Genomic DNA, 20,792 nt, shown 5'->3' with positions numbered 1-20,792 from the left:
ATCCGCATCTGCGGAAGATTTCGAATGATAGTCCGGTGAATGCTGATTTTGCAGGGTGAACCGTCAGCAGATGCCCGCGGACCGATCGCGCCGTTCGCACGTCGAGTGAACGGCACGTTCACTCGATTGCATCGAATGAACGCTTCCGTTCATTCGATGCAATCGAGTGAATGGCACGTTCATGCGGTGGTTCGGCGTTGCGGTGGTTCGGCGTTGCGGCGGTGCAGCCGGGGGTGGTGCTACCGAGGCGGCGGGGCGGGCTCGACGGCGGCCTGCACCAGTTGCATTCGGCGCAGCGGGATCTGGGTCTGCAGCGCGATCGCGGTCGACGAACGCAGCACGTGCTGCCCGTCGACGATCTGGTTGATCACCCGCTGCAGGTCCACGTGCGTGCGCGCGACCACCCGCACCAGCACGTCGCCCGCGCCGGTGATGGTGTGGGCCTCGAGCACCTCCGGGATCGAGGTCAGGTGCTCGACGACCGCCGCGTGCCCCTGGCCCTGGACGATCTCGAGGGTGGCGAAGGCGGTGACGGGGAAGCCCAGGGCCTCGGGGGCGAGGGTGGGGGAGAGGTCGGCGATCACACCGCCGCGCTCGAGGCGTTCGAGTCTGGCCGCCACGGTGCCGCGGGCCACGCCGAGGCGTCGTGACGCCTCGAGCACCCCGACCCGGGGCTCGGCGTGCAGCAGGGCGAGCAGGTCGGCGTCGAGTCGGTCGATCCTCATCGCGGGCACCCCCGTCGCGGCCCTCGGGCCGCCTCGTCTGGGCAACTTGTCCAGTTGTACAGCGATTTCTTCCAGCATTCTGTACAGAGTGGGCAGCGTCAACCGCCGTTGTTGCCCACCGCGCCGGCGCGGATCACAGTGAAGGCATGACCCTCGCGGACCTGCGGCTGACCCCGCACGAACGCGCCGCGCACCTCGGCGCCGACCAGCTCCGCCAGCTCGTCGGGCTGGTCGAACACGACGACGCCGCGGATCCCTTCCCCGTCGTCGGCGTCGACGCCGTGGTGATGGTGTGCGGCAACGCCACCCAGAGCGCGCAGTACTTCGTCGCGATCTGGGGGATGACGCTGGTCGCCTACGCCGGCCCGGAAACCGGTCAGCGCGACCACAAGTCGTTCGTCCTCGAGTCCGGTTCGGTGCGGTTCGTGCTCACCGGGGCCGTCGATCCCGCCAGCCCGCTGGTCGAGCACCACCGCCGGCACGGTGACGGCGTCGTCGACCTGGCACTCGAGGTGGTCGACGTGGACCGCTGCGTCGCACACGCCCGGGCGCACGGCGCCACCGTCCTGGTCGAGCCGCACGACGAGGCCGACGGTCACGGCGTCGTGCGGCTCGCCGCGCTCGCGACCTACGGCAGCACCCGGCACACGCTGGTGGACCGGAGCCGCTACGACGGGCCGTACCTGCCCGGGTTCGTCCCGCGCGGCAGCGGCTACGTGCGTCGGCCGGACGTGCCGTCGCCGCTGTTCCAGGCCCTCGACCACGCCGTCGGAAACGTCGAGACGGGCCGGATGGACCACTGGGTGCGCTTCTACAACGAGGTCATGGGCTTCACGAACATGGCCGAGTTCGTCGGCGACGACATCGCGACCGAGTACTCGGCGCTGATGAGCAAGGTCGTCGCCAACGGCAACCACCGCGTCAAGTTCCCGCTCAACGAGCCCGCGGTCGGCCGCAGGCGCTCCCAGATCGACGAGTACCTCCAGTTCTACGGAGAACCGGGCTGCCAGCACCTGGCGCTGGCCACCGCGGACATCCTCGGCGCGGTCGACGCGCTGCGCGCCGCGGGGGTGGAATTCCTCGACACCCCCGACGCCTACTACGACGACCCGGCGCTGCGGTCCCGGATCGGCACGGTGCGGGTGCCCGTCGGCGAGCTCAAGCGGCGCGGCGTCCTGGTCGACCGCGACGAGGACGGCTACCTGCTGCAGGTCTTCACCAAGCCGCTCGGCGACCGGCCGACCGTGTTCTTCGAACTGATCGAGCGGCACGGGTCGCTGGGATTCGGGAAGGGAAACTTCCGGGCCCTGTTCGAGTCGATCGAGCGGGAGCAGGAGGCCCGGGGGAATCTGTGAGCGGCGCCGGTCCGGCGAACGGATCTGGCCCCACCGGTGGCGCCGCGCGGCCGCGTCGTGTTCTATCGGTGAATTATGACCACTGTTGCCCGCGTCACTGCCATCGCCGCCGCTGCCGCCGGATCCCTCGCGATCCTCGGAGCGTCCGCGGCGGTCGCGTCCGCCACGCCCGCCGCCGCCGTGCTCAACGCGGGGAAGTACACCCTGCTCGCCGACGGCGGCCACACCGAGTACCTGGTCAACCCGGTCATGAACCAGGACGACCTGCTCAGCACCAACAAGGACATCGCCACGATGCCGGGCGTGCGCGCGCACAGCGTCGACGGCGTGAACTTCTCCTACTACCGGATGGTCGACGACGTCCGGATCGGCATGGCCCGGACCGGTGAGTTCTGCCTGCCCACCGGCTTCTGCCACGGCTTCATCGTCGACAGCCCCAGCCCAGTTCTGTAGAGGACCTCGGGCAGTTCGCGACGACGAGCGGGCGGTCACCGGTGCGGCCACCACGCCGCGGTCCCGGTAGCCGCCCGCTCGTCGTCGCGACGAGTCCGGCATGTGTCCTCCCACACCCGGCCTTTGTCAAGACCGCAACAACTGGGACACTGGGGGTCGTGACTGTCTCCACGGGACCCTCTGCGCGCCCTGCGACCACCTCCGCCCAGCTCTTCGAGCGGGCCGGTGCGGTGATCCCGGGAGGTGTGAACTCGCCGGTCCGGGCATTCTCGTCCGTCGGCGGAACCCCGCGATTCATCGCGAAGGCGTCCGGATACACCCTCACCGACGTGGACGGCAACGACTACGTCGACCTCATCTGCTCGTGGGGACCGATGATCCTCGGGCACGCCCACCCCGCCGTGGTCGAGGCCGTGCAGCAGGCCGCGACCACCGGTCTGTCCTTCGGCGCGCCGACCGAGGGCGAGATCGAGCTCGCGGAGCTGATCGTCGACCGGGTCGGGTCCGTCGACCAGGTCCGACTGGTCAACTCCGGCACCGAGGCCACCATGAGCGCGGTCCGCCTGGCCCGCGGCTTCACCGGCCGCAGCAAGATCGTCAAGTTCTCCGGGTGCTACCACGGCCACGTCGACGCGCTGCTGGCCGACGCCGGCTCCGGCGTTGCCACGCTCGGCCTGCCCACCTCGCCCGGTGTCACCGGCGCGCAGGCCGCGGACACCATCGTGCTGCCCTACAACGACCTCGACGCCGTCGCCCAGGCGTTCGCGGCGAACCCCGGTCAGATCGCCTGCGTGATCACCGAGGCGGCCGCCGGAAACATGGGCGCGGTCGCGCCGCGGCCCGGCTTCAACGAGGGGCTGCGCCGGCTGTGCACCGCCCACGACGCGCTGCTGATCATGGACGAGGTGATGACCGGATTCCGGGTCAGCTCGGCCGGCTGGTACGGACTCGACGGCGTCGCGGGCGACCTGACCACCTTCGGCAAGGTGATGAGCGGTGGCCTGCCCGCCGCCGCGTTCGGCGGTCGCGCCGACGTGATGAACCACCTCGCGCCTGCCGGTCCGGTCTACCAGGCCGGCACCCTGTCCGGGAACCCGGTGGCCGTCGCCGCAGGCCTGGCCAGCCTGCGCGCCGCAGATCAGGGTGTGTACGACGCGCTCGAGCGCAACTCGGCCACCCTGGGCCGACTGCTCACCGACGCCCTCACCGACGCCGGGGTCAGGCACCAGGTGCAGTTTGCAGGCACCATGGTGAGCGTGTTCTTCGCCGACCGCCCCGTCACCAACTATGCGGAGGCCAAGGCGAGCGAGACCTGGCGCTTCCCGGCCTTCTTCCACACGCTGCTCTCCCGTGGTGTGTACGCGCCGCCGAGCGCCTACGAGGCGTGGTTCGTCTCCGCCGCCCTCGACGACGCTGCGTTCGACCGCATCGCGAGTGCCCTGCCGGCGGCCGCGAAGGCCGCCGCCGAGGCCACGGCCCCGTAGCGCTTCGCCGTTCAGCAGTACTCCGCCAGACCGCACCGCGCCCGACAGTCAGACCCAGCCCGACGCACCACCGGCGCACCCCCGCCGCCAGCCCCCGCCACTGACCTCACGGAGCAGCCACGTGACCAGCCCGAGCCAGACGCCGCCGAGCAGCCATGCCGAGTCCCGCACGATCGTGCACGTGCTCCGGCACGGCGAGGTCCACAACCCGAAGGGGATCCTCTACGGTCGGCTCCCCGGGTACCGGCTGTCGGCGGCGGGTGAGGCGCAGGCCAGCACCGTCGCGTCGGTGCTGGCGAACCACGACATCACCCACGTGGTGGCGTCGCCGTTGCAGCGGGCGCAGCAGACGGCCACCCCGATCGCCGACGCGCACGGCCTGACGCTGGCCACCGACGACAACCTGATCGAGGCTGACAACGACTTCGAGGGCCTCAAGGTCTCCGTCGGCGACGGCGCGCTGCGTCGGCCCCGCCACTGGTGGAAGCTGCGCGACCCCTTCACCCCGTCGTGGGGCGAGCCGTACCTGCAGATCGCGCACCGGATGCTGGCCGCGGTCAACACCGCGCGCGTCGCCGCCGTCGGCCACGAGGCGGTGTGCGTGAGCCACCAGCTCCCGGTGTGGACCCTGCGCCGGTTCCTGCAGGGCGAGCGCCTCTGGCACGACCCGCGGAACCGGCAGTGCGGCCTCGCGTCGCTGACCTCGCTGGTCTACGAGGGTGACACCCTCGTCGACATCGTCTACTCGGAGCCCGCGGGCGGATCCGATCCGAGGGTGACCGGAGCATGAAGCGCGTTGCCTCGCTGCGCGTCCTCGCGTTGCTGCTGGTGCTCACCGGTGCCGTCAGCGCCTGCGCCACCGGCACCGACGCCGTCGTGCAGGGCGGCACTTTCGAGTTCGTGACGCCCGGCGGGAAGACGGAGATCTTCTACGACCCGCCGAGCGAACGCGGCACCATCGGCAACATCTCCGGTCCGGACCTGATGGTCGACGGCAAGACCACCTCGCTCTCCGACTTCGCAGGCCAGCCCGTCGTGGTCAACCTGTGGGGCCAGTGGTGCGGGCCGTGCCGCGGCGAGGCCGACGACCTGGAGACGGTCTTCGAGAACACCAAGGACCTCGGCGTCGCGTTCCTGGGCATCAACGTGCGCGACCCGCAGCGCGACAAGGCGCAGGACTTCGTCACCGACAACCACGTCAGCTACCCGTCGGTCTGGGATCCGTCGATGCGCACCCTGACCGCGCTCGGCGGCAAGTTCCCGACCAGCGTCATCCCGTCCACGCTGGTCCTGGACCGTGAGCACCGGGTGGCGGCGGTGTTCCTCAAGGCCCTGCTGGCCGAGGACCTGCAACCGGTGGTCGAACGGGTCGCGCGGGAGCAGTGAACATGACGGATCTGACCGCCTCCCACCAGGCCGTGCTGGCCGCCGGGATCGGCGAAACCTTCCAGAGCACCGCCGCGTCCGGGCCGCTGCTGCTGGCCATGGCGGCCTGCATGCTCGCCGGCCTGGTGTCCTTCGCCTCGCCCTGTGTGGTGCCGCTGGTGCCGGGCTATCTCTCGTACCTGGCGGGCATCGTCGGCGCCGACGCCCCGGCGGTGACGGCCGCCGAGGCGTCCGCCCGCAGCGAGGGCGCCGTCCGCACCGAGGCCCGGGCCGCGAAGCTGCGCGTCGCAGGCGCGGTCGGGCTGTTCGTGCTCGGCTTCACCGTCGTGTTCGTGCTGGCCACCGCGTCGGTGTTCGGGCTGATCTCGACGCTGACGATCAACCGCGAGGTGCTGCAGCGGGTCGGTGGCGTGGTCACCATCGCCATGGGCCTGGTGTTCATCGGGCTGGTGCCGTCGCTGCAGCGGGACGTGCGCTTCGAACCGCGTCGGGTCTCGGGCCTGATCGGCGCCCCGATGCTCGGCGCGGTCTTCGGCCTCGGCTGGACGCCGTGCCTGGGCCCGACCCTGGCCGGCGTGTTGTCGGTGGCGGCAGGCACCGAGGGCTCGACGGCCGCGCGCGGGGTCCTGCTGATCGTCGCGTACTGCCTCGGCCTGGGGTTGCCCTTCGTGATCCTGGCCTTCGGTTCGGTCAGCGCGCTGCGCGGCGTGGGCTGGTTGCGGCGCAACGCGCGGGTGATCCAGGTCTTCGGCGGCGTGATGCTGGTGGCGGTGGGCGTGGCCCTGGTCACGGGTGCCTGGGATGTGTTTGTCAGTTGGGTCCGCGATGCGTTCATCTCGGAAGTGACGTTGCCGATATGACGGTGGACGAGGAGCAGCACGTGACGGAAGAACGGCAGGCGGGCACCCCGCCGCGGCGACAGTCGGTGGTCGGGCGCGCGACCGCGCTGGCGCGCAACACCTGGCGCGGGCTCACGTCCATGCGGACGGCGCTGGTGCTGCTGTTCCTGCTCGCGTTCGCCGCCATCCCCGGCGCGCTGCTGCCGCAACGCAGCCTCAACGAGGGCAAGGTCGACGAGTACATCGCCAACCGCGGCAGCGTGGGCACGCTGATGGACAAGCTCGAGTTGTTCGACGTGTTCGGCAGCTTCTGGTTCACCGCGATCTACGTGCTGCTGTTCATCTCGCTGGTGGGCTGCATCCTGCCGCGCTGCTGGGAGCACTTCCAGGCGCTGCGGACCCAGCCGGTGGCCGCGCCGCGCCGGTTGTCCCGGCTGCCGCACCACCTGACCACCAGCACCGACACCGATCCGGAGGCCGCGGTCGCGCTGGTCGACTCCCGGCTGCGCGGCTGGCGGAAGGTCACCCGCACCGGCGACGAGCTGCGGTCCGGCCGCCCCGGCGAGATCACCCTCTCCGCGGAGAAGGGCTACCTGCGTGAGGCGGGCAACCTGCTCTTCCACCTGTCGCTGGTGGGTCTGCTGGTGGCCATCGGCGCAGGCAAGCTCTTCAGCTACGAGGGCAATGTCATCATCGTCGCCAACGGCGGCCCGGGTATCTGCACCACCTCGCCCGCCATCTTCGACTCGTTCCGCGCCGGCAACAACGAGGACGGCACCGGGCTGACCCCGCTGTGCGTCAAGGTGAACGACTTCACGGCCGACTACCTCGAGAACGGCCAGGCCGAGATGTTCACCTCGAACATCGAGTACCAGGCCGGTGACGACCTCGCCAGCAACACCTGGCGCACCGAGCAGCTCCAGGTGAACCACCCGCTGCGGGTCGCGGGCGACCGCGTCTACCTGCAGGGGCACGGCTACGCGCCCACCTTCACGGTCACCTTCCCGAACGGGGAGACCCGCACCGAGACGATGCAGTGGCGGCCCGACGACGCCACCACCTTCCTCTCCAGCGGCGCGCTGCGGATCGACCCGCCCGGCGGGATGTACCCGGACGCCGAGGAGCGCCGCAAGAACCAGATTGGCATCGAGGGTCTGTTCGCGCCGACCGCGCTGTTCCACGGGAACCTGCTCTCGTCGAGCTTCCCCGCGTTGAACGACCCGGCGGTGGCGATCGACATCTACAAGGGCGACACCGGACTCGACACCGGCAACCCGCAGTCGATCTTCTCGCTGAGCAAGGAGCTGGTGAACCAGGGCCGGATGGTCAAGCAGGACCGGGTGAACCTGCGTCCGGGCGAGAGTTCGACGCTGGCCGACGGCACGGTGGTGCGCTTCGACGGCGCCACCGACTTCGTGAACCTGCAGGTCTCACACGATCCGGGGCAGCAGTGGGTGCTCGTGTTCGCGCTGTCGATGATGGCCGGGCTGCTGGTCTCACTGGTGGTCAAGCGACGGCGGGTCTGGGTGCGGGTGTACCCGGCGCCGGAGGATGCCGACGCCGCGTCGGATACATTGGGTCGACAACGACGTACCGTAGTAGAGCTCGGCGGGCTCGCCCGCACGGACCAGGCCGGGTGGGGCGACGAGTTCGACCGGCTCGGTAGCCGTCTGCTCGACGATCTCGATCCCGCACAGACCACATCGCAGAACCGCGCCTGAGGCGCAGGAGACAACCATGCCGATCAACGAGACGATTGCCCACTACAGCGACTTGGCATTCGAGTCTGCGTTCGCGATCTACGTGCTCGCGTTCGTGCTGCTGATCGCGCAGTACGCGACGACCCGAGCCGATGTGATCGCCGAACGTGAGGCCCGCGAGCTGGTCGAGGCGGGCGCGGCATCCGCGCCCGTGGACACCACGGTGCCCGGCAGACTCGTCGAGGAGCCGCGCAAGCCCTGGTCCGAGCGGCTCGGGAACATGGCGCTGTCCATCCTGGTCGTCGGCGTCGCGTTGCAGGTGGCCTCGATCGTGCTCCGCGGGTTCGCGACCGACCGGTTCCCGCTGGGCAACATGTACGAGTTCGTGACGATGGCCACGGCCGCCGCGATGATCGTCGGCCTGGTCGCGTTGCGCGGGCAGGCCTACCGCTCGCTGTGGGTGTACGTGCTGGTCGTGGTCATCCCGCTGATGTTCCTCTCCGCCACCGTGCTCTACGCCGACGCCGCCCCGGTGGTGCCCGCGCTGCGCTCGTACTGGCTGCCGATCCACGTCACCATCGTCGCCACCGGCAGCGGCATCTTCCTGGTCTCCGGCGTCGCCAGCCTGCTGTTCCTGCTGCGGATGCGGCAGCCGAAGGGCGAGGAGACGACCAGCTTCTGGGGCAAGGTGGCGACCCGGCTGCCCGACGCGCAGACGCTCGACCGGTTGGCCTACAAGACCACGATCATCGCCTTCCCGCTGTTCGGCGCAGGCGTCATCCTCGGCGCGATCTGGGCCGAGGCGGCCTGGGGTCGGTTCTGGGGCTGGGACCCCAAGGAGACGGTGTCCTTCATCGCCTGGGTCATCTACGCCGCGTACCTGCACGCCCGGGCCACCTCGGGCTGGCGGGACACCCGCGCCGCCTGGATCAACATTGCCGGTTTCGTGGCGATGCTGTTCAACCTCTTCATCATCAACATGGTGGTCTCCGGACTGCACTCGTACGCCGGGCTGAACTGATCCGAGATCATCGGTCGAGAGAACTCCCAGGTACTCGGCATCCGGTCCCTGGGTGGGTAACGGCGCGATTGCGCCGACCCGGGTCAGGTCACAGAACTGTGTTCCAGTTGTGACCACTTCTCGTGCGGGGCGCCCTGCGCGGCGGTCCGATCTGCACAATGATCGACTCATGCGCAGGGTTCGGAGGCTTCGGGTCTGGAGTGGTGTCGCGCTCGGTGCCGCGGTGCTGCTCGCCGTGGGCGTCGTCTCCGGGGTGCTGAGCAAACCGCACACCGACGCGGACACCGTCGTGACCCAGTTCGTCGAGGCGCTCAACGCCCGCGACGTGGACGCCGCGTCGGCGGTCACCTCCTACCCGTCCGCCGCCAAGGCCACCATGTCGCAGGTTTTCGACGCGCTCGACCCCGAGCACGTCGAGTACGACGTCAACCAGGTGATCGATCTCGGTGACGGTTCCGGGATGTTCAACGCCGCCGCCTCCTGGGACCTGGGCAACGGCAGGCACTGGGACTACAACGTCAACGGCTGGGTGCGTGAGCTCTCCATCGGCTGGCGGGTGTCGTGGAATCCGCAGACGCTGGCGCCCGGGCTCGGGAACGGTCGAACCCTGCGGCTGGACCGCACCGACGCCGCGGCCCCGCGGGTGTTCGACCTGGTGGGCACGCCGCTGCTGACCGAACAGCGGATCAACGCGGTGAACCTCGATCCGGCGGCCATCACGGACCCGGTGCGTACGACGGACATGCTCGCCAAGGCCATCGAACCGGTCGCGCCCCTGATCACCGCGGAGTCGATGCGGCAGGACCTGGCGGCCTCGAAGGGCAAGCAGGTGACCGCGGTCAGCCTGCGTGATGCGGACTTCGAGATCCTGGAGGCGGAACTGCGTGCGGTCCCCGGCGTGGTGATCGTCCAGCAGCCCAAGCTCATCACCGTCGACCGCCGGATCTCCACACCACTGACGGACTCGCTGCGCAACGTCTGGCAGTCCAATCGGGACGCGACGGCCGGCTGGGCCGTCAACGCGGTCGATCCCGACGGCACCGTCACCCAGCTGACCGGGCACCAGGGGCCGGCCGGTCCGGACATCCGGGCGTCGCTGGACTCCGGCCTGCAGCTGGCGGCCGAGGAGGCCGTGGTCAGCGTCGGCTCGCCCGCCGCGATCGTGGCGCTGCAGCCGTCCAGCGGGGCGGTGCTCGCGGCCGCGCAGAACAACCAGGGCAGCGACCTGGGATCGATCGCGTTCACCGGGCTCTTCCCGTCCGGCTCGGCGCTGGACCTGGTGCGGACCGCCGCGACCGCGCAGAACAGCGACGTCGAGCACACCGCGCGCCAGCTCGGGTTGGGCCTGGACTTCGACATCCCGGGACTCGAGCAGCGGACGGCGGCCTTCCCCGGCGACGGGCCGAAGCTGATGCGGGCGGCGGGGGACGGCCGAGCCGACGACCAGGTCCGGGTCACCCCGTTCGGGATGGCGCTGGTGGCGTCGTCGATCACCCGCGGGACCCCGACGATCCCGGTCATCGCGTCCGGCCAGCCGCCGGTGGCCAACCAGAGCGCCGCGCCACTGCCCGCCGCGGTCACCGAGCAGCTTCGCAACATGATGCGGGACAACGTGCAGCGCGGCGACGCCGCCCAGCTCAAGGGCTATGGGGACCTGATCGGGGCGTCCGGCGCCGCGGGCCAGGACCGCTGGTTCTACGGCTCGAAGGGCGACCTGGCGTTCGCCGTGTACGTCCAGGACGCGGACGGCGCCGACCAGGCGGTCAAGATGACCGACCGGATGTTCCGGTCGCTGGCGAAGCCGGTCGCGGAGCGGTAGCCACCGGTCGACCGACGCCGCCGTTCAGTGCCGCTCAGTCGGGTTTCGGGCCGGACTCCGGGGCGTCGCCGTTCGGCGGGCGGTTCGGCCGCGACATCCGCCACAGGAACTCCGGATCGTCGTCGGGTCCGACGACCCGGCCGGCCGGCGGACGCAGGTCCGGGCCGAAGGCCTTCCACAACAGCACCGCGAGGGTCACCAACCCGATCAGTGCCAACAGGTAGATCACGACGCACCTCCTTTCCTCGAGGGTAGCCGCCACAAACGCCTCGGCACCATCGGTCTGGCCGATGGTGCCGAGGCGGGTGATGCGGACTGGCGGTGGGGTCGGGTCAGACGGAGACGATGACCGACGAGCCGTGGCCGAACAGGCCCTGGTTCGCGGTGATGCCCACGCGGGCGCCCTCGACCTGACGGCCCTCGGCCTGGCCGCGCAGCTGCCAGGTGAGCTCGCAGACCTGGGCCAGCGCCTGGGCGGGGACGGCCTCGCCGAAGCAGGCCAGACCACCCGACGGGTTGACCGGGATGCGGCCGCCGATGGTGGTGTCGCCCGCACGCAGCAGGTGCTCGGCCTCGCCGCGCTTGCACAGCGCGAGGTCCTCGATCCAGTCCAGCTCGACGGACGTGGCCAGGTCGTAGACCTCGGCGACGTCGACGTCCTCCGGCGAGATGCCTGCCTCCTCGTAGGCCGCGTGGCCGATGGACTCCTTGAACGTCAACTCCGGCGCAGGCACCGCGGACGCGGAGTCGGTGGAGAAGTTCGGCATGTCCATGATGGTCTGCGGGAACGTCGGGGTGACGGTGGAGATCGCGCTGATCCGGACCGGATCCACGATGCCCATCCTGCGGGCGTACTCCATCGACGTGACGAGGACGGCCGCGCCGCCGTCGGAGGTGGCGCAGATGTCCAGCAGGTGCAGCGGGTTGGAGACCACGGGGGAGGCCAGCACGTTCTCGACCGTGACCTCCTTGCGGTAGCGCGCGTTCGGGTTGCTCAGTCCGTGCCTGGCGTTCTTGACCTTCACGTTGGCGAAGTCCTCGGAGGTGGCGCCGTAGAGGTCCATCCGCCGACGGGCGTTGAGCGCGAAGTATGCCGGGTTGGTCATGCCCATCAGACGGAAGCGCAGCCAGTCCGGGTCGTCCCAGCGCTCGCCGGCGACGGGCGCCAGGAAGCCCTTGGGGGTGGTGTCCGCGCCGACGACGAGGGCGACCTCGCTCAGGCCGGCCAGGATGCGTGCGCGGGCGGTGTCCAGGGCCTGGGCTCCGGTGGCACACGCCGCGTACGAGGTGGCGACGCGGGCGCCGTTCCAACCGAGAGCCTGCGCGAACGTCGCGCCGGCGACGTATCCGCCGTAGCCGTTGCGGACGGTCTCGCCGCCGACGATGTAGTCGACGTCCTGCCACGGCACGTTGGCGTCGGCCAGCGCGGCGCGCGCGGCGGCGACACCGTACTTGACGAACGAGTGGCCCCACTTGCCCCACGGGTGCATGCCCACACCGAGGATTGCGACGTCCTTGCTCATGCCTGCTGCTCCTCGTTCTCGGTGGTGCCGCCGGTGACGGGCTTCCAGGCCCACATCGTCCGGTCGCCGGTCTCGTCGGCGTAGATGGTCTCGACGACCAGCTCCACCTTGTTGCCCACCTTCAGGTCGTCCACGCCGAAGCCGTTGGCGGCCTGGCCGAGGATCACGATGCCCTCCGGCAGCTCGACCGCGACGAGCGCGAACGGCACGTACGGGTCGGTGATCGGGATGTACGGGGGCGGCGGCTGGTACTGGGCGTCCGTGTAGGACCAGATGGTGCCGATGCGGGAGAGTTCGGTGTCCGCGAACTCCTCGCCGGAGCAGGCGGGGTTCTTGCAGAAGGTCAGCTCGCGCGGGAACGAGATGGTTCCGCACGAGGTGCACTTGCTGCCGATCAGGGCCGGCTCGGGGCCGGTGGTGAACCAGCCCTGCACAGCTGGTGTCGCCATGTCGCTGGCGGCCGGTGTGGCGGTGTCGCTCATGCAATCCTCATCTGCTGGTCGAGCCGGGACGGTCGTCGCGGCCGACTCGGGCGGAACGTGAGGAACCGACCTCGGGCACGGGCGCTGACCGGAGGTGAAACGTGTTGCAGTATTACACGAGTCGACGCGCGCCTGCCGCCGCTTTCCCACTGGCCGGACTCGGCCCGGTCGGGGCGGCCGGGGCCGGGGCGGGGGAGTCGTGGTCGGGCCCCGCCGGGCTGCTAGACGGTGCGGGGGGTGGCCTGGGTGGTGAGCGACTCCAGCAGTGCCAGCACCTCGGACTCGCGGAAGCGGCGATGCCCGCCGGGGGTGCGCAGCGAGCCGAGTCGGCCGGCGTGCGCCCACCGGGTCACGGTCTTCGGATCCACATGGAACATGGCCGCGACCTGTCCGGGGGTGAGCAGTGAGTCGTGGCTGGGCTGAATTGTGGGGACGCTCATCGAGATCCTTAGAAGTCGGGCCGACTGGGTTCAGCGACATGGTGGCACCGCGACCCTCGGTTACTCGAACCGCCTAATTCGAGTAAAGCGGAGGTAATTGACAAATCGGACACCGCTGTCGAATTGCGCCCGGCCCGGCCGGGTTCGCCGCCCTGACCCGGTGAGGCGGCGGTCACGGTACCCCGGTCGGTAGCCTGAGGGGGTGACTGACGCATCTTCGAACCCGGCCCCCTCCGCCAAGGGCAAGCTCGCCCGCGACCTGGCCCTTTACACGATCGCGCGGCTGGGTCTGGTTGTGCTGGTCGCCGCGGTCATCGTGGGCGTGAGCAAGCTGGTCGGCGTGGAGGTCCCGCTGCTGGTCGCGGCCATCTTCGCGGTGATCATCGCGTTGCCGCTCTCGCTGTTCCTGTTCGCGAAGCTGCGGACCCGGGTCAACGTGCAGATCGCGGCCGTCGACGAGCAGCGCCGCAGTGACCGCGACGACCTGCGGTCCAAGCTGCGCGGCGACGACAGCAAATGAGCTCGGTGCGCGTCGACCACAGCGCCTCCCGCGAGTGGGTGGACAACGCCGTCCGGCTGATCGACGCGGACACCCAGCGGAGCGCGGACACGCACCTGCTGCGGTACCCGTTGCCGCCGGAATGGAACGTCGAGCTCTACCTCAAGGACGAGTCAACCCACATCACCGGCAGCCTCAAGCACCGGTTGGCGCGGTCTTTGTTCCTGTACTCGATCTGCAACGGCTGGGTGACCGAGGACACCACGGTGATCGAGGCGTCGTCGGGATCGACCGCGGTCAGCGAGGCCTACTTCGCGAAGCTGCTCGGTCTGGACTTCGTCGCGGTGATGCCGCGCAGCACCAGCCCGGCGAAGATCGCGCTGATCGAGGCGCACGGCGGCAGCTGCCACTTCACCGACAATCCGTCGGAGATCTACACCGAGGCGGTGCGGCTCGCGGGCGAGTGCAACGGCCACTACATGGACCAGTTCACCCACGCGGAACGGGCCACCGACTGGCGCGGCAACAACAATATCGCCGAGTCGATCTTCGAGCAGATGCGGCTGGAGCGGCACCCGGTCCCGGACTGGGTGGTGGTCGGCGCCGGTACCGGCGGCACCAGCGCCACCATCGGCCGGTACATCCGGTACCGCAGGCACGCGACCCGGCTGCTGGTGGTCGACCCCGAGAACTCGGCGTTCATCGGCGGCTACCGGACGGCGAGCGCCGACTTCGAGACCGGGATGTCATCCCGGATCGAGGGGATCGGCAGGCCGCGGGTCGAGCCGTCGTTCGTCGGCCAGGTGGTGGACCGGATGGTGACGGTGCCCGACGCCGGCTCCGTCGCCGCCGCGCGGCACGCCAGCCGGGTACTGGGCCGACGGGTCGGCGGCTCCACCGGCACCAACCTGTGGGGAGCGTTCGAGCTGATCGCACAGATGATCGCGGACGGCCGCAGCGGCAGCGTGGTCACGCTGCTGTGCGACGGCGGCGAGCGGTACGCCGGCACCTACTTCGACGACGACTGGGTGCGCGGTGAGGGCCTGGACCTCGCCGGCCCCACCACGACACTCGACACCTTCGCGGCCACCGGCCGCTGGGACGCGTAGGCGGCCACCGTCCGCGCCTGCCGCGATCAGCGGGCGGGCACCACCTCGCCCGGCGCGTCGGCGGACCGCTGCGGGTCCGGGTCGGCGAACTGGGTGCGGTAGAGCTCCTCGTAGCGGCCGCCCTCGGCGAGCAGCTCGGTGTGACTGCCGCGCTCGACGATGCGACCGTCCTCGACGACCAGGATCAGGTCGGCGGCCCGGATGGTGGAGAGCCGGTGCGCGATCACCACCGAGGTCCGTCCGGCCAGCGCCTCCGCGAGCGCGGCCTGCACCGCCGCCTCGGAGGTCGAGTCCAGGTGCGCGGTGGCCTCGTCGAGGATCACCACCCTCGGGTGCGCGAGCAACAGGCGGGCGATGGTCAGGCGTTGGCGTTCGCCGCCGGAGAGCCGGTAGCCGCGTTCGCCGATGACCGTGTCCAGCCCGTCCGGCAGCGACTCGACCAGGTCGGTGAGCCGGGCCCGGCCGAGCACCTCCCAGATGTCGGCGTCGCTCGCGCCGGGCTGGGCCAACAGCAGGTTCGCCCGCACCGACTCGTGGAACAGGTGCCCGTCCTGGGTGACCATGCCGACGGTGTTGCGGATCGAGGTCGCGGACAGGTCCTTCACGTCCACCCCGGCCAGTCGCACCGCGCCGGAGTCGGTGTCGTACAGGCGCGGCAGCAGCTGCGCGATGGTGGACTTGCCTGCGCCGGACGAGCCGACCAGGGCCACCATCTGGCCGGGTTCGACGCGGAACGAGACGTCGTGGAGCACCTGCACGCCGCCGCGTGAGTCCAGCCCGGCGACCTCCTCGAGGGACGCCAACGACACCTTGTCCGCGGACGGGTAGGCGAAGTCGACGCCGTCGAACTCGACGGCCACCGGCCCCTCGGGCAGCGGGCGCGGGTGCGCAGGCTCGGCGATCAGCGGCGGCAGGTCCAGCACCTCGAAGACCCGCTCGAAGCTGACCAGTGCGCTCATCACGTCGACGCGGGCGCTGGCCAGCGAGGTCAGCGGCGCGTACAGCCGGGTGAGCAGCAGCGCGAGGGAGACCACCGAACCGGCCTCCAGGGTGCCGCGCAGCGCGAACCAGCCGCCCAGCCCGTACACCAGGGCCAGCGCCAGGGCCGAGACCAGTGTCAGCGCCGTGACGAAGGCGGACTGTGTCATCGCGGTTCGGACGCCGATGTCGCGGACCCGGCTGGCCCGGGTGGCGAACTCGGCGGACTCGTCGGCGGGCCGGCCGAACAGCTTGACCAGGGTCGCGCCGGGGGCCGAGAAGCGTTCGGTCATCTGGGTGCTCATCGAGGAGTTCAGGTTCGCGGCCTCCCGCTGCATGGAGGCCATCCGCCGGCCGATCCGTCGGGCGGGCAGCACGAACACCGGCAGCAGCACCAGCGAGAGCAGGGTGATCTGCCAGGAGATGCGCAGCATCACCACCAGCGTCAGGGCCAGCATGACCAGGTTCGCGACCACCCCGGAGAGGGTGTTGCTGAACGCGCGCTGGGCGCCGATGACGTCGTTGTTGAGGCGGCTGACCAGCGCGCCGGTCCGGGTCCTGGTGAAGAACGCGATCGGCATCTTCTGCACGTGGTCGAAGACGGCGGTGCGCAGGTCCAGGATCAGGCCCTCGCCGATGACCGACGAGAGGAACCGGTTGTAGAGCCCCAGCGCGGCCTCGACGATCGCGATCAACGCGATCAGCAGCGCCAGTCGCACCACGACCCCGCTGTCCGAGCCGGCGACGATCGCGTCGATCACCTGACCCGCCAGCACCGGGGTGGCCACTGCCAGGGCCGCGGTCGCGACGCTGACGACGAGGAACAGGACCAGGCGCCGCCGGTGCGGTTGCGCGAAGCCGAGGATCCGCCGCAGCGTGGCCATCGAGAAGGGACGCTTCTCGTCCTGCGCGGTCATCATCTGGTGCATGGAGGACCAGGCGACCGATTCCATACTCATGGGTGGGACCTCTCGGGTTCGTCGTTGACCGTTGCAACGCTACGTCGGCGCTGTGACATCCCGATTCGGGACATTGCCGATTCCGCGTCGTCGCCAACGGCGGACGTCGAGTGTGCGCGAGGTCGGGCCGTCGGCGGGCCCGTCGAGGCCGTGGTCGGCCCTCGGGTGTCCGGTCAGGGGCAGGCCGCCGGGGAGTCGATCGAGAAGGCGGCGCCCTCGGGCAGCAGGTAGAGCACCTGCAGCACCACCGGTTCGGTGCCGAGGTTCCGTCCGACGTGGGCGCCGCCGGGGTCCTCCGAGACCGGTGACCCGGCCGGCGACGTCTCCTGGGAGCAGTCGGCGAGTTCGCGGGTCAACGTGCCGGAGGTCACCACGCCGGTGACGTGTCCGGGGTGGTGGTGCCAGCCGGTGCTGCCGCCCGGTGCGATGACGATCCGGCGGAGCGTGGCCGTCACCTGCCCCGGCAGCGCGCCGTGGCCGGGTGGTGGTCCGGGCAGCCAGGCACCGGGAACCTGGAACTGCGCCAGGGTCTCGGCGGTGACGCCGTCGGCCGGCGTCGCCTGGGCCGGGGTGGTGGCGACCAGGCACAGGGCCGCGAGTGCGACGGGGACGGTGAGGAGGCGGAAGGCAGTCGATCGCATGGCACGAGTCCGTTCCGTACGGAGTCCGTCCGGGACGCCAGCGGTGCGCCGTGTCTGCGGGCCGAGACGCTCTCCGTCCTCCATGGTCGCGCGGACCGGCGGGCGGGGCGGCGGAACGGGTGAATCTGCAACAGGTTCTAGCTATCATGCGCTCATGCGTACCCGTCGAGTCCTTGCTCTGTCCGCTACCGCCCTCGCCGCGACCCTGGTCGCCGTGGCGCTGGCCTCGGGAACAGCCACCGCCGGCCCCGCGATCTCTGCGGACCCGTCGCGCACCGACACCGCCCAGGAGGCGGTGGCCCGGGCGTACATCGATGCCCTGATCTCCCATGACGCGAGTGCCGTGCGGTTCACCCCCGACGCCACCCGCGTCGAGGCGGGGCTCAAGACCGGATTCTCCGGCTCGCAGATGACGTGGGACCTCGAGCACGGCCCGCAGTACCGGGTCATCCAGGGCATCCGGGACCTCGAGATGTCCGAGTCCGGTGACGTGGTGTCCACCCGTTACCTGCTCGACGCGGGAATTGCCGGCGCCCGGCTGATGACCGTCGAGATCGTCGAGACCTTCGAGATCCAGGACGGCAGCATCCAGGCCATCGTCGCGCGAATCACCCCGAAGTCTCTCGGCAACTCGGGCTCGTAGGACGGTCGCCGCGGGCTCAGCCCCGGCTGGCCAGCTGCGCGGTGAGCGCGGTGCCGGCCGCCACCGCCCCGACTGCGGGCCAGGCGCCGATCTTCTTCGCCAACGGGTGCGAGGCGCCGAACGCGACGACGTAGGTGCCCAGCAGCGCCGCGCCGACGGCAGGCCCGGAGGTGCGCACCCAGTTGGTGGTGCAGACCGCGCCGACGGCGGCGAGGACCGCGCCGCCGAGCTGCCGGTTCTTCGTCTGCCGGGCCACGGCGTACCCGCCGAGCAGGCCGGCCGCGGCCAGCGCGGAGGTTGCGGTCTTGGGCAGGGTGGCGTCGAGCAGGGACATCGGCGGGGCTCCTAGGTCAGCGTGAGTGTGGCCGGGCTCCACCGTAGCCGGGGTCCCGCCCGGCCCCGATCTGTCAACCTCTCTTGACGCACCCCCGTTGTCAATCTAGATTGACGACATGACCGAGGCAACGTCACTCGCGGCGGCGGCAGGCAGTCCCGACCCGAAGGTCGGGCTGCGGGCCGTCCTGGCGCTTCGTCGGCTGCTCGAACGACTCGAGGCCATCCAGGTCCAGAACGCCCGCGACCAGGGCTGGTCCTGGCAGGCCATCGCGGACTCGCTCGAGGTCAGCAGGCAGGCGGTCCACCAGAAGCACAACCGGAGAGGGCGGTAGTCCCATGTTCGAACGGTTCACGACGCAGGCCCGCGAGGCCGTGATCGGTGCGCAGACCGAGGCCACGGCGCTGGAGGCGCCCCGGATCGAGGCCGTGCACCTGCTGCTCGGCGTGCTGGCCGGCGCCGCGGGCACTCCGCTCGGGGGCGTCCTCGCCGACGCCGGGCTGACGATCGCCGACACCCGTGCGGAGGTGGCGCGCCGACGCGACGGGCAGGCCCTCGGCGAGGAGGACGCGGCGGCGCTGCGGTCGATCGGCATCGACCTCGACGCGGTGCGCGAGAGCCTCGACGCCGCCTTCGGGGAGGACGCGCTCGACCGCGCGGAGTCGGCGGGGGCCACGGAGCGGCGCGGCTGGTTCGGGTTGAAGGGGAGCGGTCACACTCCGTTCGCCCCGGGTGCGAAGAAGGCGATCGAGCTGTCACTGCGAGAGGCGCTGGCCCGCAAGGACGGTCACATCGGTGCCGAGCACCTGCTGCTGGGCGTCGTCCGTGGGGGTGACGACGAGGCGGCCGCGGTGATCGCCCGGCACCTGACACCCGCCGAGCTGCGGGCCCGGGTACTCGCCCTGCTCGACCGCGCGGCCTAGGTCCGGTCCCCGCGGGTCAGAAGGTGCCCGCCGCCTCGATGCCGGCGAGGAACTCCAGGGACGGCGGCGTCTGGGCGCCGGCCTCCTTGGTGACGGTGGCGATCTTCGGGTTGCCGTCGAAGAAGTTCTGGAAGGCCTCGACGGAGTCCCATTCGTCGATCGCGACGAGTTCGCCGATGCCCTCCGCGAACCGGTGGTGCCTGCCACCGCACTTCTTGGCCTCGGCGCCGATTTCTTCGAGCAGTGCCGCGTTGTCGGCGAGGGACTTCTTGGCCGCCGGCATGTCCCTGACGAGGAATCGCACGATGACGAGTGTGCTCATGATGGGCTCCTTGCCCTCGGTGATCACACGCCCGGACTCCCGTGCGCTCGAACTCCGGTGCCGGGCGACCCATCCAGTATTGCGCGCCCGCGCCAGTCGGTACCACCTGGGCGGTTCCGGCGAACCTACCCGGCGCCGCCGACCGGGCGCCGCATGGCGACCCGCGGCCAGGCGTCGAGACCGTTTGCGCCCTCGTGCTCGCGGATCGCCCGCAACCCGGCAGGCAACGTCTCCGCCGCCATCGCCCGGAACCCGAGCCGTTCGTAGTACGGCGCATTCCAGGGGACGTCGGCGAAGGTGGTCAGGGTCAGCCACACCGCCCCGCGACCGGCCGCCCAGCGGTCCACCGCATCGATCAGGGCCGCGCCGATTCGACGTCCGGCGGCCGCGGGGTGCACGGTGACCTGCTCGAGGTGGGCGCCACCGTCGAGCTCGAGCGCCAGCGCGTAGCCGACGGGGCGGCCCGCGGGATCGGTCGCGACCCAGGCCCGGCCGTCGACCTGGTACGCCGCCAGTTCCTCGACGGTCGGGGGCGCGTCGTCGGCCACGGCGTCCATGCCGAGTGCGCGGAACGCCTCGCCTGCGGCCACTTCGATCCCCGGCAGGTGGTCGAGGTCGGCGCGGGCAGCGGGACGGATCATCCGGCAGTTGTAGCGCGAGAGGTGTCGGTGACGCCAGCGACTTTCGGTGTCGCCGCGTGTGTCCGGTGTGTCAGCATGGCACCCATGAGCTTCCTGATACGTCTGGTGATCAACGCTGTCGCGATCTGGCTGGCCTCGCAGTGGGTGAACGGCATCGACATCGCCACCCCGGAGGGTGACTACTCGGGGCTGTGGGTGGTGCTGTTCGTCGCGCTGGTGTTCACCGTCGTCAACGCCTTCGTCAAGCCGTTGGTGCAGTTGCTGTCGCTGCCGCTGTTGATCCTCACCCTCGGCCTGTTCACCCTGGTGATCAACGCGCTGATGCTGTTGCTGACCTCGTGGATCACCGAGTCCACTGACTGGGGCATCTCCGTCGAGGGATTCTGGACGGCGGTGTGGGGTGCGCTGATCATCTCCGTGGTGAACTTCGTGCTCACCGCGGTGTTCCCGTCCGCGAAGCGCTGACGGACGCGCACACCTGGGCAGCGTCGCGGCTCGTGCGCGGTTGGCGGGTCT

At 70.6% G+C, this 20,792-nt stretch carries 25 protein-coding genes; 15 read left to right on the top strand and 10 right to left on the bottom strand.

The window, feature by feature from the left end:
• Positions 1 to 239: 239 nt before the first annotated feature.
• Positions 240 to 725: an Lrp/AsnC family transcriptional regulator gene (locus tag ACFO6S_RS15650; RefSeq protein WP_378418488.1), complete on the bottom strand. Its 486-nt coding sequence runs from the start codon at positions 723 to 725 to the stop codon at positions 240 to 242.
• A 146-nt stretch (positions 726 to 871) separates the two neighbouring features.
• On the opposite strand from ACFO6S_RS15650, the gene hppD reads away from it, so the two are divergent.
• The 9 genes from hppD to ACFO6S_RS15605 all read left to right on the top strand — a co-directional run bounded on the left by hppD (position 872) and on the right by ACFO6S_RS15605 (position 10,782).
• The gene (hppD, locus tag ACFO6S_RS15645) at positions 872 to 2,080 is read left to right on the top strand and encodes a 4-hydroxyphenylpyruvate dioxygenase (RefSeq protein ID WP_378418487.1); all 1,209 of its coding nucleotides are present in this window, start codon (positions 872 to 874) and stop codon (positions 2,078 to 2,080) included.
• A 75-nt stretch (positions 2,081 to 2,155) separates the two neighbouring features.
• Positions 2,156 to 2,533 (top strand): hypothetical protein, encoded by a 378-nt coding sequence (locus tag ACFO6S_RS15640; protein WP_378418485.1) that lies wholly within the window; start codon positions 2,156 to 2,158, stop codon positions 2,531 to 2,533.
• Positions 2,534 to 2,691: 158 nt separating this feature from the next.
• Positions 2,692 to 4,017, top strand: coding sequence for a glutamate-1-semialdehyde 2,1-aminomutase (gene hemL, locus ACFO6S_RS15635; RefSeq protein ID WP_378418483.1), 1,326 nt, complete (start codon positions 2,692 to 2,694; stop codon positions 4,015 to 4,017).
• Positions 4,018 to 4,138: 121 nt separating this feature from the next.
• Positions 4,139 to 4,807, top strand: a complete 669-nt coding sequence (locus tag ACFO6S_RS15630) for a histidine phosphatase family protein (RefSeq protein ID WP_378418482.1) — start codon at positions 4,139 to 4,141, stop codon at positions 4,805 to 4,807.
• Positions 4,804 to 5,403: a TlpA disulfide reductase family protein gene (locus ACFO6S_RS15625; RefSeq protein WP_378418480.1), complete on the top strand. Its 600-nt coding sequence runs from the start codon at positions 4,804 to 4,806 to the stop codon at positions 5,401 to 5,403. The genes ACFO6S_RS15630 and ACFO6S_RS15625 overlap by 4 nt, the downstream gene beginning before the upstream one ends.
• Before the next feature lie 2 nt (positions 5,404 to 5,405).
• Positions 5,406 to 6,263, top strand: coding sequence for a cytochrome c biogenesis CcdA family protein (locus ACFO6S_RS15620; RefSeq protein WP_378418478.1), 858 nt, complete (start codon positions 5,406 to 5,408; stop codon positions 6,261 to 6,263).
• A complete protein-coding gene (gene resB, locus ACFO6S_RS15615; RefSeq protein ID WP_378418476.1) occupies positions 6,260 to 7,963 on the top strand; it encodes a cytochrome c biogenesis protein ResB in 1,704 nt (567 codons plus the stop codon). Before ACFO6S_RS15620 ends, resB begins: the two co-directional genes overlap by 4 nt.
• 16 nt (positions 7,964 to 7,979) lie before the next feature.
• A complete protein-coding gene (gene ccsB / locus ACFO6S_RS15610) occupies positions 7,980 to 8,963 on the top strand; it encodes a c-type cytochrome biogenesis protein CcsB (protein ID WP_378418474.1) in 984 nt (327 codons plus the stop codon).
• A gap of 169 nt (positions 8,964 to 9,132) precedes the next feature.
• The gene (locus ACFO6S_RS15605) at positions 9,133 to 10,782 is read left to right on the top strand and encodes an NTF2-like N-terminal transpeptidase domain-containing protein (protein WP_378418472.1); all 1,650 of its coding nucleotides are present in this window, start codon (positions 9,133 to 9,135) and stop codon (positions 10,780 to 10,782) included.
• Between the two features lie 34 nt (positions 10,783 to 10,816).
• Here the strand turns inward: ACFO6S_RS15605 and ACFO6S_RS15600 are convergent, their stop codons facing one another.
• The 4 genes from ACFO6S_RS15600 to ACFO6S_RS15585 all read right to left on the bottom strand — a co-directional run bounded on the left by ACFO6S_RS15600 (position 10,817) and on the right by ACFO6S_RS15585 (position 13,227).
• Positions 10,817 to 11,011 (bottom strand): hypothetical protein, encoded by a 195-nt coding sequence (locus tag ACFO6S_RS15600; protein ID WP_378418470.1) that lies wholly within the window; start codon positions 11,009 to 11,011, stop codon positions 10,817 to 10,819.
• A 103-nt stretch (positions 11,012 to 11,114) separates the two neighbouring features.
• Positions 11,115 to 12,305: a lipid-transfer protein gene (locus ACFO6S_RS15595; RefSeq protein WP_378418468.1), complete on the bottom strand. Its 1,191-nt coding sequence runs from the start codon at positions 12,303 to 12,305 to the stop codon at positions 11,115 to 11,117.
• Positions 12,302 to 12,787 carry a Zn-ribbon domain-containing OB-fold protein gene (locus ACFO6S_RS15590; protein WP_378418466.1) on the bottom strand — a complete coding sequence of 162 codons (486 nt, stop codon included), beginning with the start codon at positions 12,785 to 12,787 and terminating at the stop codon, positions 12,302 to 12,304. Before ACFO6S_RS15590 ends, ACFO6S_RS15595 begins: the two co-directional genes overlap by 4 nt.
• Positions 12,788 to 13,008: 221 nt before the next feature.
• Complete coding sequence (locus ACFO6S_RS15585; RefSeq protein WP_378418465.1) at positions 13,009 to 13,227, bottom strand: BldC family transcriptional regulator; 219 nt, start codon at positions 13,225 to 13,227, stop codon at positions 13,009 to 13,011.
• Between the two features lie 202 nt (positions 13,228 to 13,429).
• Between ACFO6S_RS15585 and ACFO6S_RS15580 the strand changes: the two genes are divergently transcribed.
• Together ACFO6S_RS15580 and cds1 are read left to right on the top strand one after the other, a co-directional pair.
• Positions 13,430 to 13,747: a DUF4229 domain-containing protein gene (locus ACFO6S_RS15580; RefSeq protein ID WP_378418463.1), complete on the top strand. Its 318-nt coding sequence runs from the start codon at positions 13,430 to 13,432 to the stop codon at positions 13,745 to 13,747.
• Entirely contained in the window at positions 13,744 to 14,835 is a 1,092-nt protein-coding gene (cds1, locus tag ACFO6S_RS15575; RefSeq protein WP_378418462.1) for an L-cysteine desulfhydrase Cds1, read from the top strand. Before ACFO6S_RS15580 ends, cds1 begins: the two co-directional genes overlap by 4 nt.
• A gap of 26 nt (positions 14,836 to 14,861) precedes the next feature.
• On the opposite strand, the gene ACFO6S_RS15570 is transcribed toward cds1, so the two are convergent.
• Both ACFO6S_RS15570 and ACFO6S_RS15565 read right to left on the bottom strand, forming a co-directional pair.
• Positions 14,862 to 16,772, bottom strand: coding sequence for an ABC transporter ATP-binding protein (locus tag ACFO6S_RS15570; protein WP_378418461.1), 1,911 nt, complete (start codon positions 16,770 to 16,772; stop codon positions 14,862 to 14,864).
• A 173-nt stretch (positions 16,773 to 16,945) separates the two neighbouring features.
• Positions 16,946 to 17,413, bottom strand: a complete 468-nt coding sequence (locus ACFO6S_RS15565) for a cupin domain-containing protein (RefSeq protein WP_378418459.1) — start codon at positions 17,411 to 17,413, stop codon at positions 16,946 to 16,948.
• 154 nt (positions 17,414 to 17,567) lie between these two features.
• Here ACFO6S_RS15565 and ACFO6S_RS15560 point away from each other — a divergent pair, with 154 nt between their 5' ends.
• Positions 17,568 to 18,056 carry a DUF8021 domain-containing protein gene (locus ACFO6S_RS15560; protein WP_378418458.1) on the top strand — a complete coding sequence of 163 codons (489 nt, stop codon included), beginning with the start codon at positions 17,568 to 17,570 and terminating at the stop codon, positions 18,054 to 18,056.
• 16 nt (positions 18,057 to 18,072) lie between these two features.
• Here ACFO6S_RS15560 and ACFO6S_RS15555 read toward each other — a convergent pair whose 3' ends face one another.
• Entirely contained in the window at positions 18,073 to 18,390 is a 318-nt protein-coding gene (locus ACFO6S_RS15555; RefSeq protein WP_378418456.1) for a hypothetical protein, read from the bottom strand.
• 118 nt (positions 18,391 to 18,508) lie between these two features.
• Between ACFO6S_RS15555 and ACFO6S_RS15550 the strand changes: the two genes are divergently transcribed.
• Together ACFO6S_RS15550 and ACFO6S_RS15545 are read left to right on the top strand one after the other, a co-directional pair.
• Entirely contained in the window at positions 18,509 to 18,724 is a 216-nt protein-coding gene (locus ACFO6S_RS15550; RefSeq protein ID WP_378418454.1) for a helix-turn-helix domain-containing protein, read from the top strand.
• A 4-nt stretch (positions 18,725 to 18,728) separates the two neighbouring features.
• On the top strand, positions 18,729 to 19,313 hold the full coding sequence (locus tag ACFO6S_RS15545) for a Clp protease N-terminal domain-containing protein (protein ID WP_378418452.1): 585 nt from the start codon (positions 18,729 to 18,731) through the stop codon (positions 19,311 to 19,313).
• 16 nt (positions 19,314 to 19,329) lie between these two features.
• On the opposite strand, the gene ACFO6S_RS15540 is transcribed toward ACFO6S_RS15545, so the two are convergent.
• Both ACFO6S_RS15540 and ACFO6S_RS15535 read right to left on the bottom strand, forming a co-directional pair.
• Positions 19,330 to 19,635 carry a hypothetical protein gene (locus ACFO6S_RS15540; protein ID WP_378418451.1) on the bottom strand — a complete coding sequence of 102 codons (306 nt, stop codon included), beginning with the start codon at positions 19,633 to 19,635 and terminating at the stop codon, positions 19,330 to 19,332.
• A gap of 125 nt (positions 19,636 to 19,760) precedes the next feature.
• Positions 19,761 to 20,276, bottom strand: a complete 516-nt coding sequence (locus ACFO6S_RS15535) for a GNAT family N-acetyltransferase (RefSeq protein ID WP_378418449.1) — start codon at positions 20,274 to 20,276, stop codon at positions 19,761 to 19,763.
• A gap of 84 nt (positions 20,277 to 20,360) precedes the next feature.
• On the opposite strand from ACFO6S_RS15535, the gene ACFO6S_RS15530 reads away from it, so the two are divergent.
• On the top strand, positions 20,361 to 20,741 hold the full coding sequence (locus ACFO6S_RS15530; protein ID WP_378418447.1) for a phage holin family protein: 381 nt from the start codon (positions 20,361 to 20,363) through the stop codon (positions 20,739 to 20,741).
• Positions 20,742 to 20,792: the final 51 nt, after the last annotated feature.

The sequence above is a fragment of the Rhodococcus kronopolitis genome (assembly GCF_042654025.1).
In the GTDB taxonomy this organism is placed as follows: Bacteria; Actinomycetota; Actinomycetes; order Mycobacteriales; family Mycobacteriaceae; genus Rhodococcus_G; species Rhodococcus_G kronopolitis.
Note: the sequence above shows the minus strand (reverse complement) of the source record. Positions and strands in the feature narration are given on the sequence as shown.

Excerpts from the sequence above, each read along its gene's own strand:
- ACFO6S_RS15650 (WP_378418488.1), bottom strand. The coding sequence starts at position 725 with ATGAGGATCGACCGACTCGACGCCGACCTGCTCGCCCTGCTGCACGCC.
- hppD (WP_378418487.1), top strand. The coding sequence starts at position 872 with ATGACCCTCGCGGACCTGCGGCTGACCCCGCACGAACGCGCCGCGCAC.
- ACFO6S_RS15640 (WP_378418485.1), top strand. The coding sequence starts at position 2,156 with ATGACCACTGTTGCCCGCGTCACTGCCATCGCCGCCGCTGCCGCCGGA.
- ACFO6S_RS15625 (WP_378418480.1), top strand. The coding sequence starts at position 4,804 with ATGAAGCGCGTTGCCTCGCTGCGCGTCCTCGCGTTGCTGCTGGTGCTC.
- ACFO6S_RS15620 (WP_378418478.1), top strand. The coding sequence starts at position 5,406 with ATGACGGATCTGACCGCCTCCCACCAGGCCGTGCTGGCCGCCGGGATC.
- resB (WP_378418476.1), top strand. The coding sequence starts at position 6,260 with ATGACGGTGGACGAGGAGCAGCACGTGACGGAAGAACGGCAGGCGGGC.
- ccsB (WP_378418474.1), top strand. The coding sequence starts at position 7,980 with ATGCCGATCAACGAGACGATTGCCCACTACAGCGACTTGGCATTCGAG.
- ACFO6S_RS15605 (WP_378418472.1), top strand. The coding sequence starts at position 9,133 with ATGCGCAGGGTTCGGAGGCTTCGGGTCTGGAGTGGTGTCGCGCTCGGT.
- ACFO6S_RS15595 (WP_378418468.1), bottom strand. The coding sequence starts at position 12,305 with ATGAGCAAGGACGTCGCAATCCTCGGTGTGGGCATGCACCCGTGGGGC.
- ACFO6S_RS15590 (WP_378418466.1), bottom strand. The coding sequence starts at position 12,787 with ATGAGCGACACCGCCACACCGGCCGCCAGCGACATGGCGACACCAGCT.
- ACFO6S_RS15585 (WP_378418465.1), bottom strand. The coding sequence starts at position 13,227 with ATGAGCGTCCCCACAATTCAGCCCAGCCACGACTCACTGCTCACCCCC.
- cds1 (WP_378418462.1), top strand. The coding sequence starts at position 13,744 with ATGAGCTCGGTGCGCGTCGACCACAGCGCCTCCCGCGAGTGGGTGGAC.
- ACFO6S_RS15570 (WP_378418461.1), bottom strand. The coding sequence starts at position 16,772 with ATGAGTATGGAATCGGTCGCCTGGTCCTCCATGCACCAGATGATGACC.
- ACFO6S_RS15565 (WP_378418459.1), bottom strand. The coding sequence starts at position 17,413 with ATGCGATCGACTGCCTTCCGCCTCCTCACCGTCCCCGTCGCACTCGCG.
- ACFO6S_RS15560 (WP_378418458.1), top strand. The coding sequence starts at position 17,568 with ATGCGTACCCGTCGAGTCCTTGCTCTGTCCGCTACCGCCCTCGCCGCG.
- ACFO6S_RS15555 (WP_378418456.1), bottom strand. The coding sequence starts at position 18,390 with ATGTCCCTGCTCGACGCCACCCTGCCCAAGACCGCAACCTCCGCGCTG.
- ACFO6S_RS15550 (WP_378418454.1), top strand. The coding sequence starts at position 18,509 with ATGACCGAGGCAACGTCACTCGCGGCGGCGGCAGGCAGTCCCGACCCG.
- ACFO6S_RS15545 (WP_378418452.1), top strand. The coding sequence starts at position 18,729 with ATGTTCGAACGGTTCACGACGCAGGCCCGCGAGGCCGTGATCGGTGCG.
- ACFO6S_RS15540 (WP_378418451.1), bottom strand. The coding sequence starts at position 19,635 with ATGAGCACACTCGTCATCGTGCGATTCCTCGTCAGGGACATGCCGGCG.
- ACFO6S_RS15535 (WP_378418449.1), bottom strand. The coding sequence starts at position 20,276 with ATGATCCGTCCCGCTGCCCGCGCCGACCTCGACCACCTGCCGGGGATC.
- ACFO6S_RS15530 (WP_378418447.1), top strand. The coding sequence starts at position 20,361 with ATGAGCTTCCTGATACGTCTGGTGATCAACGCTGTCGCGATCTGGCTG.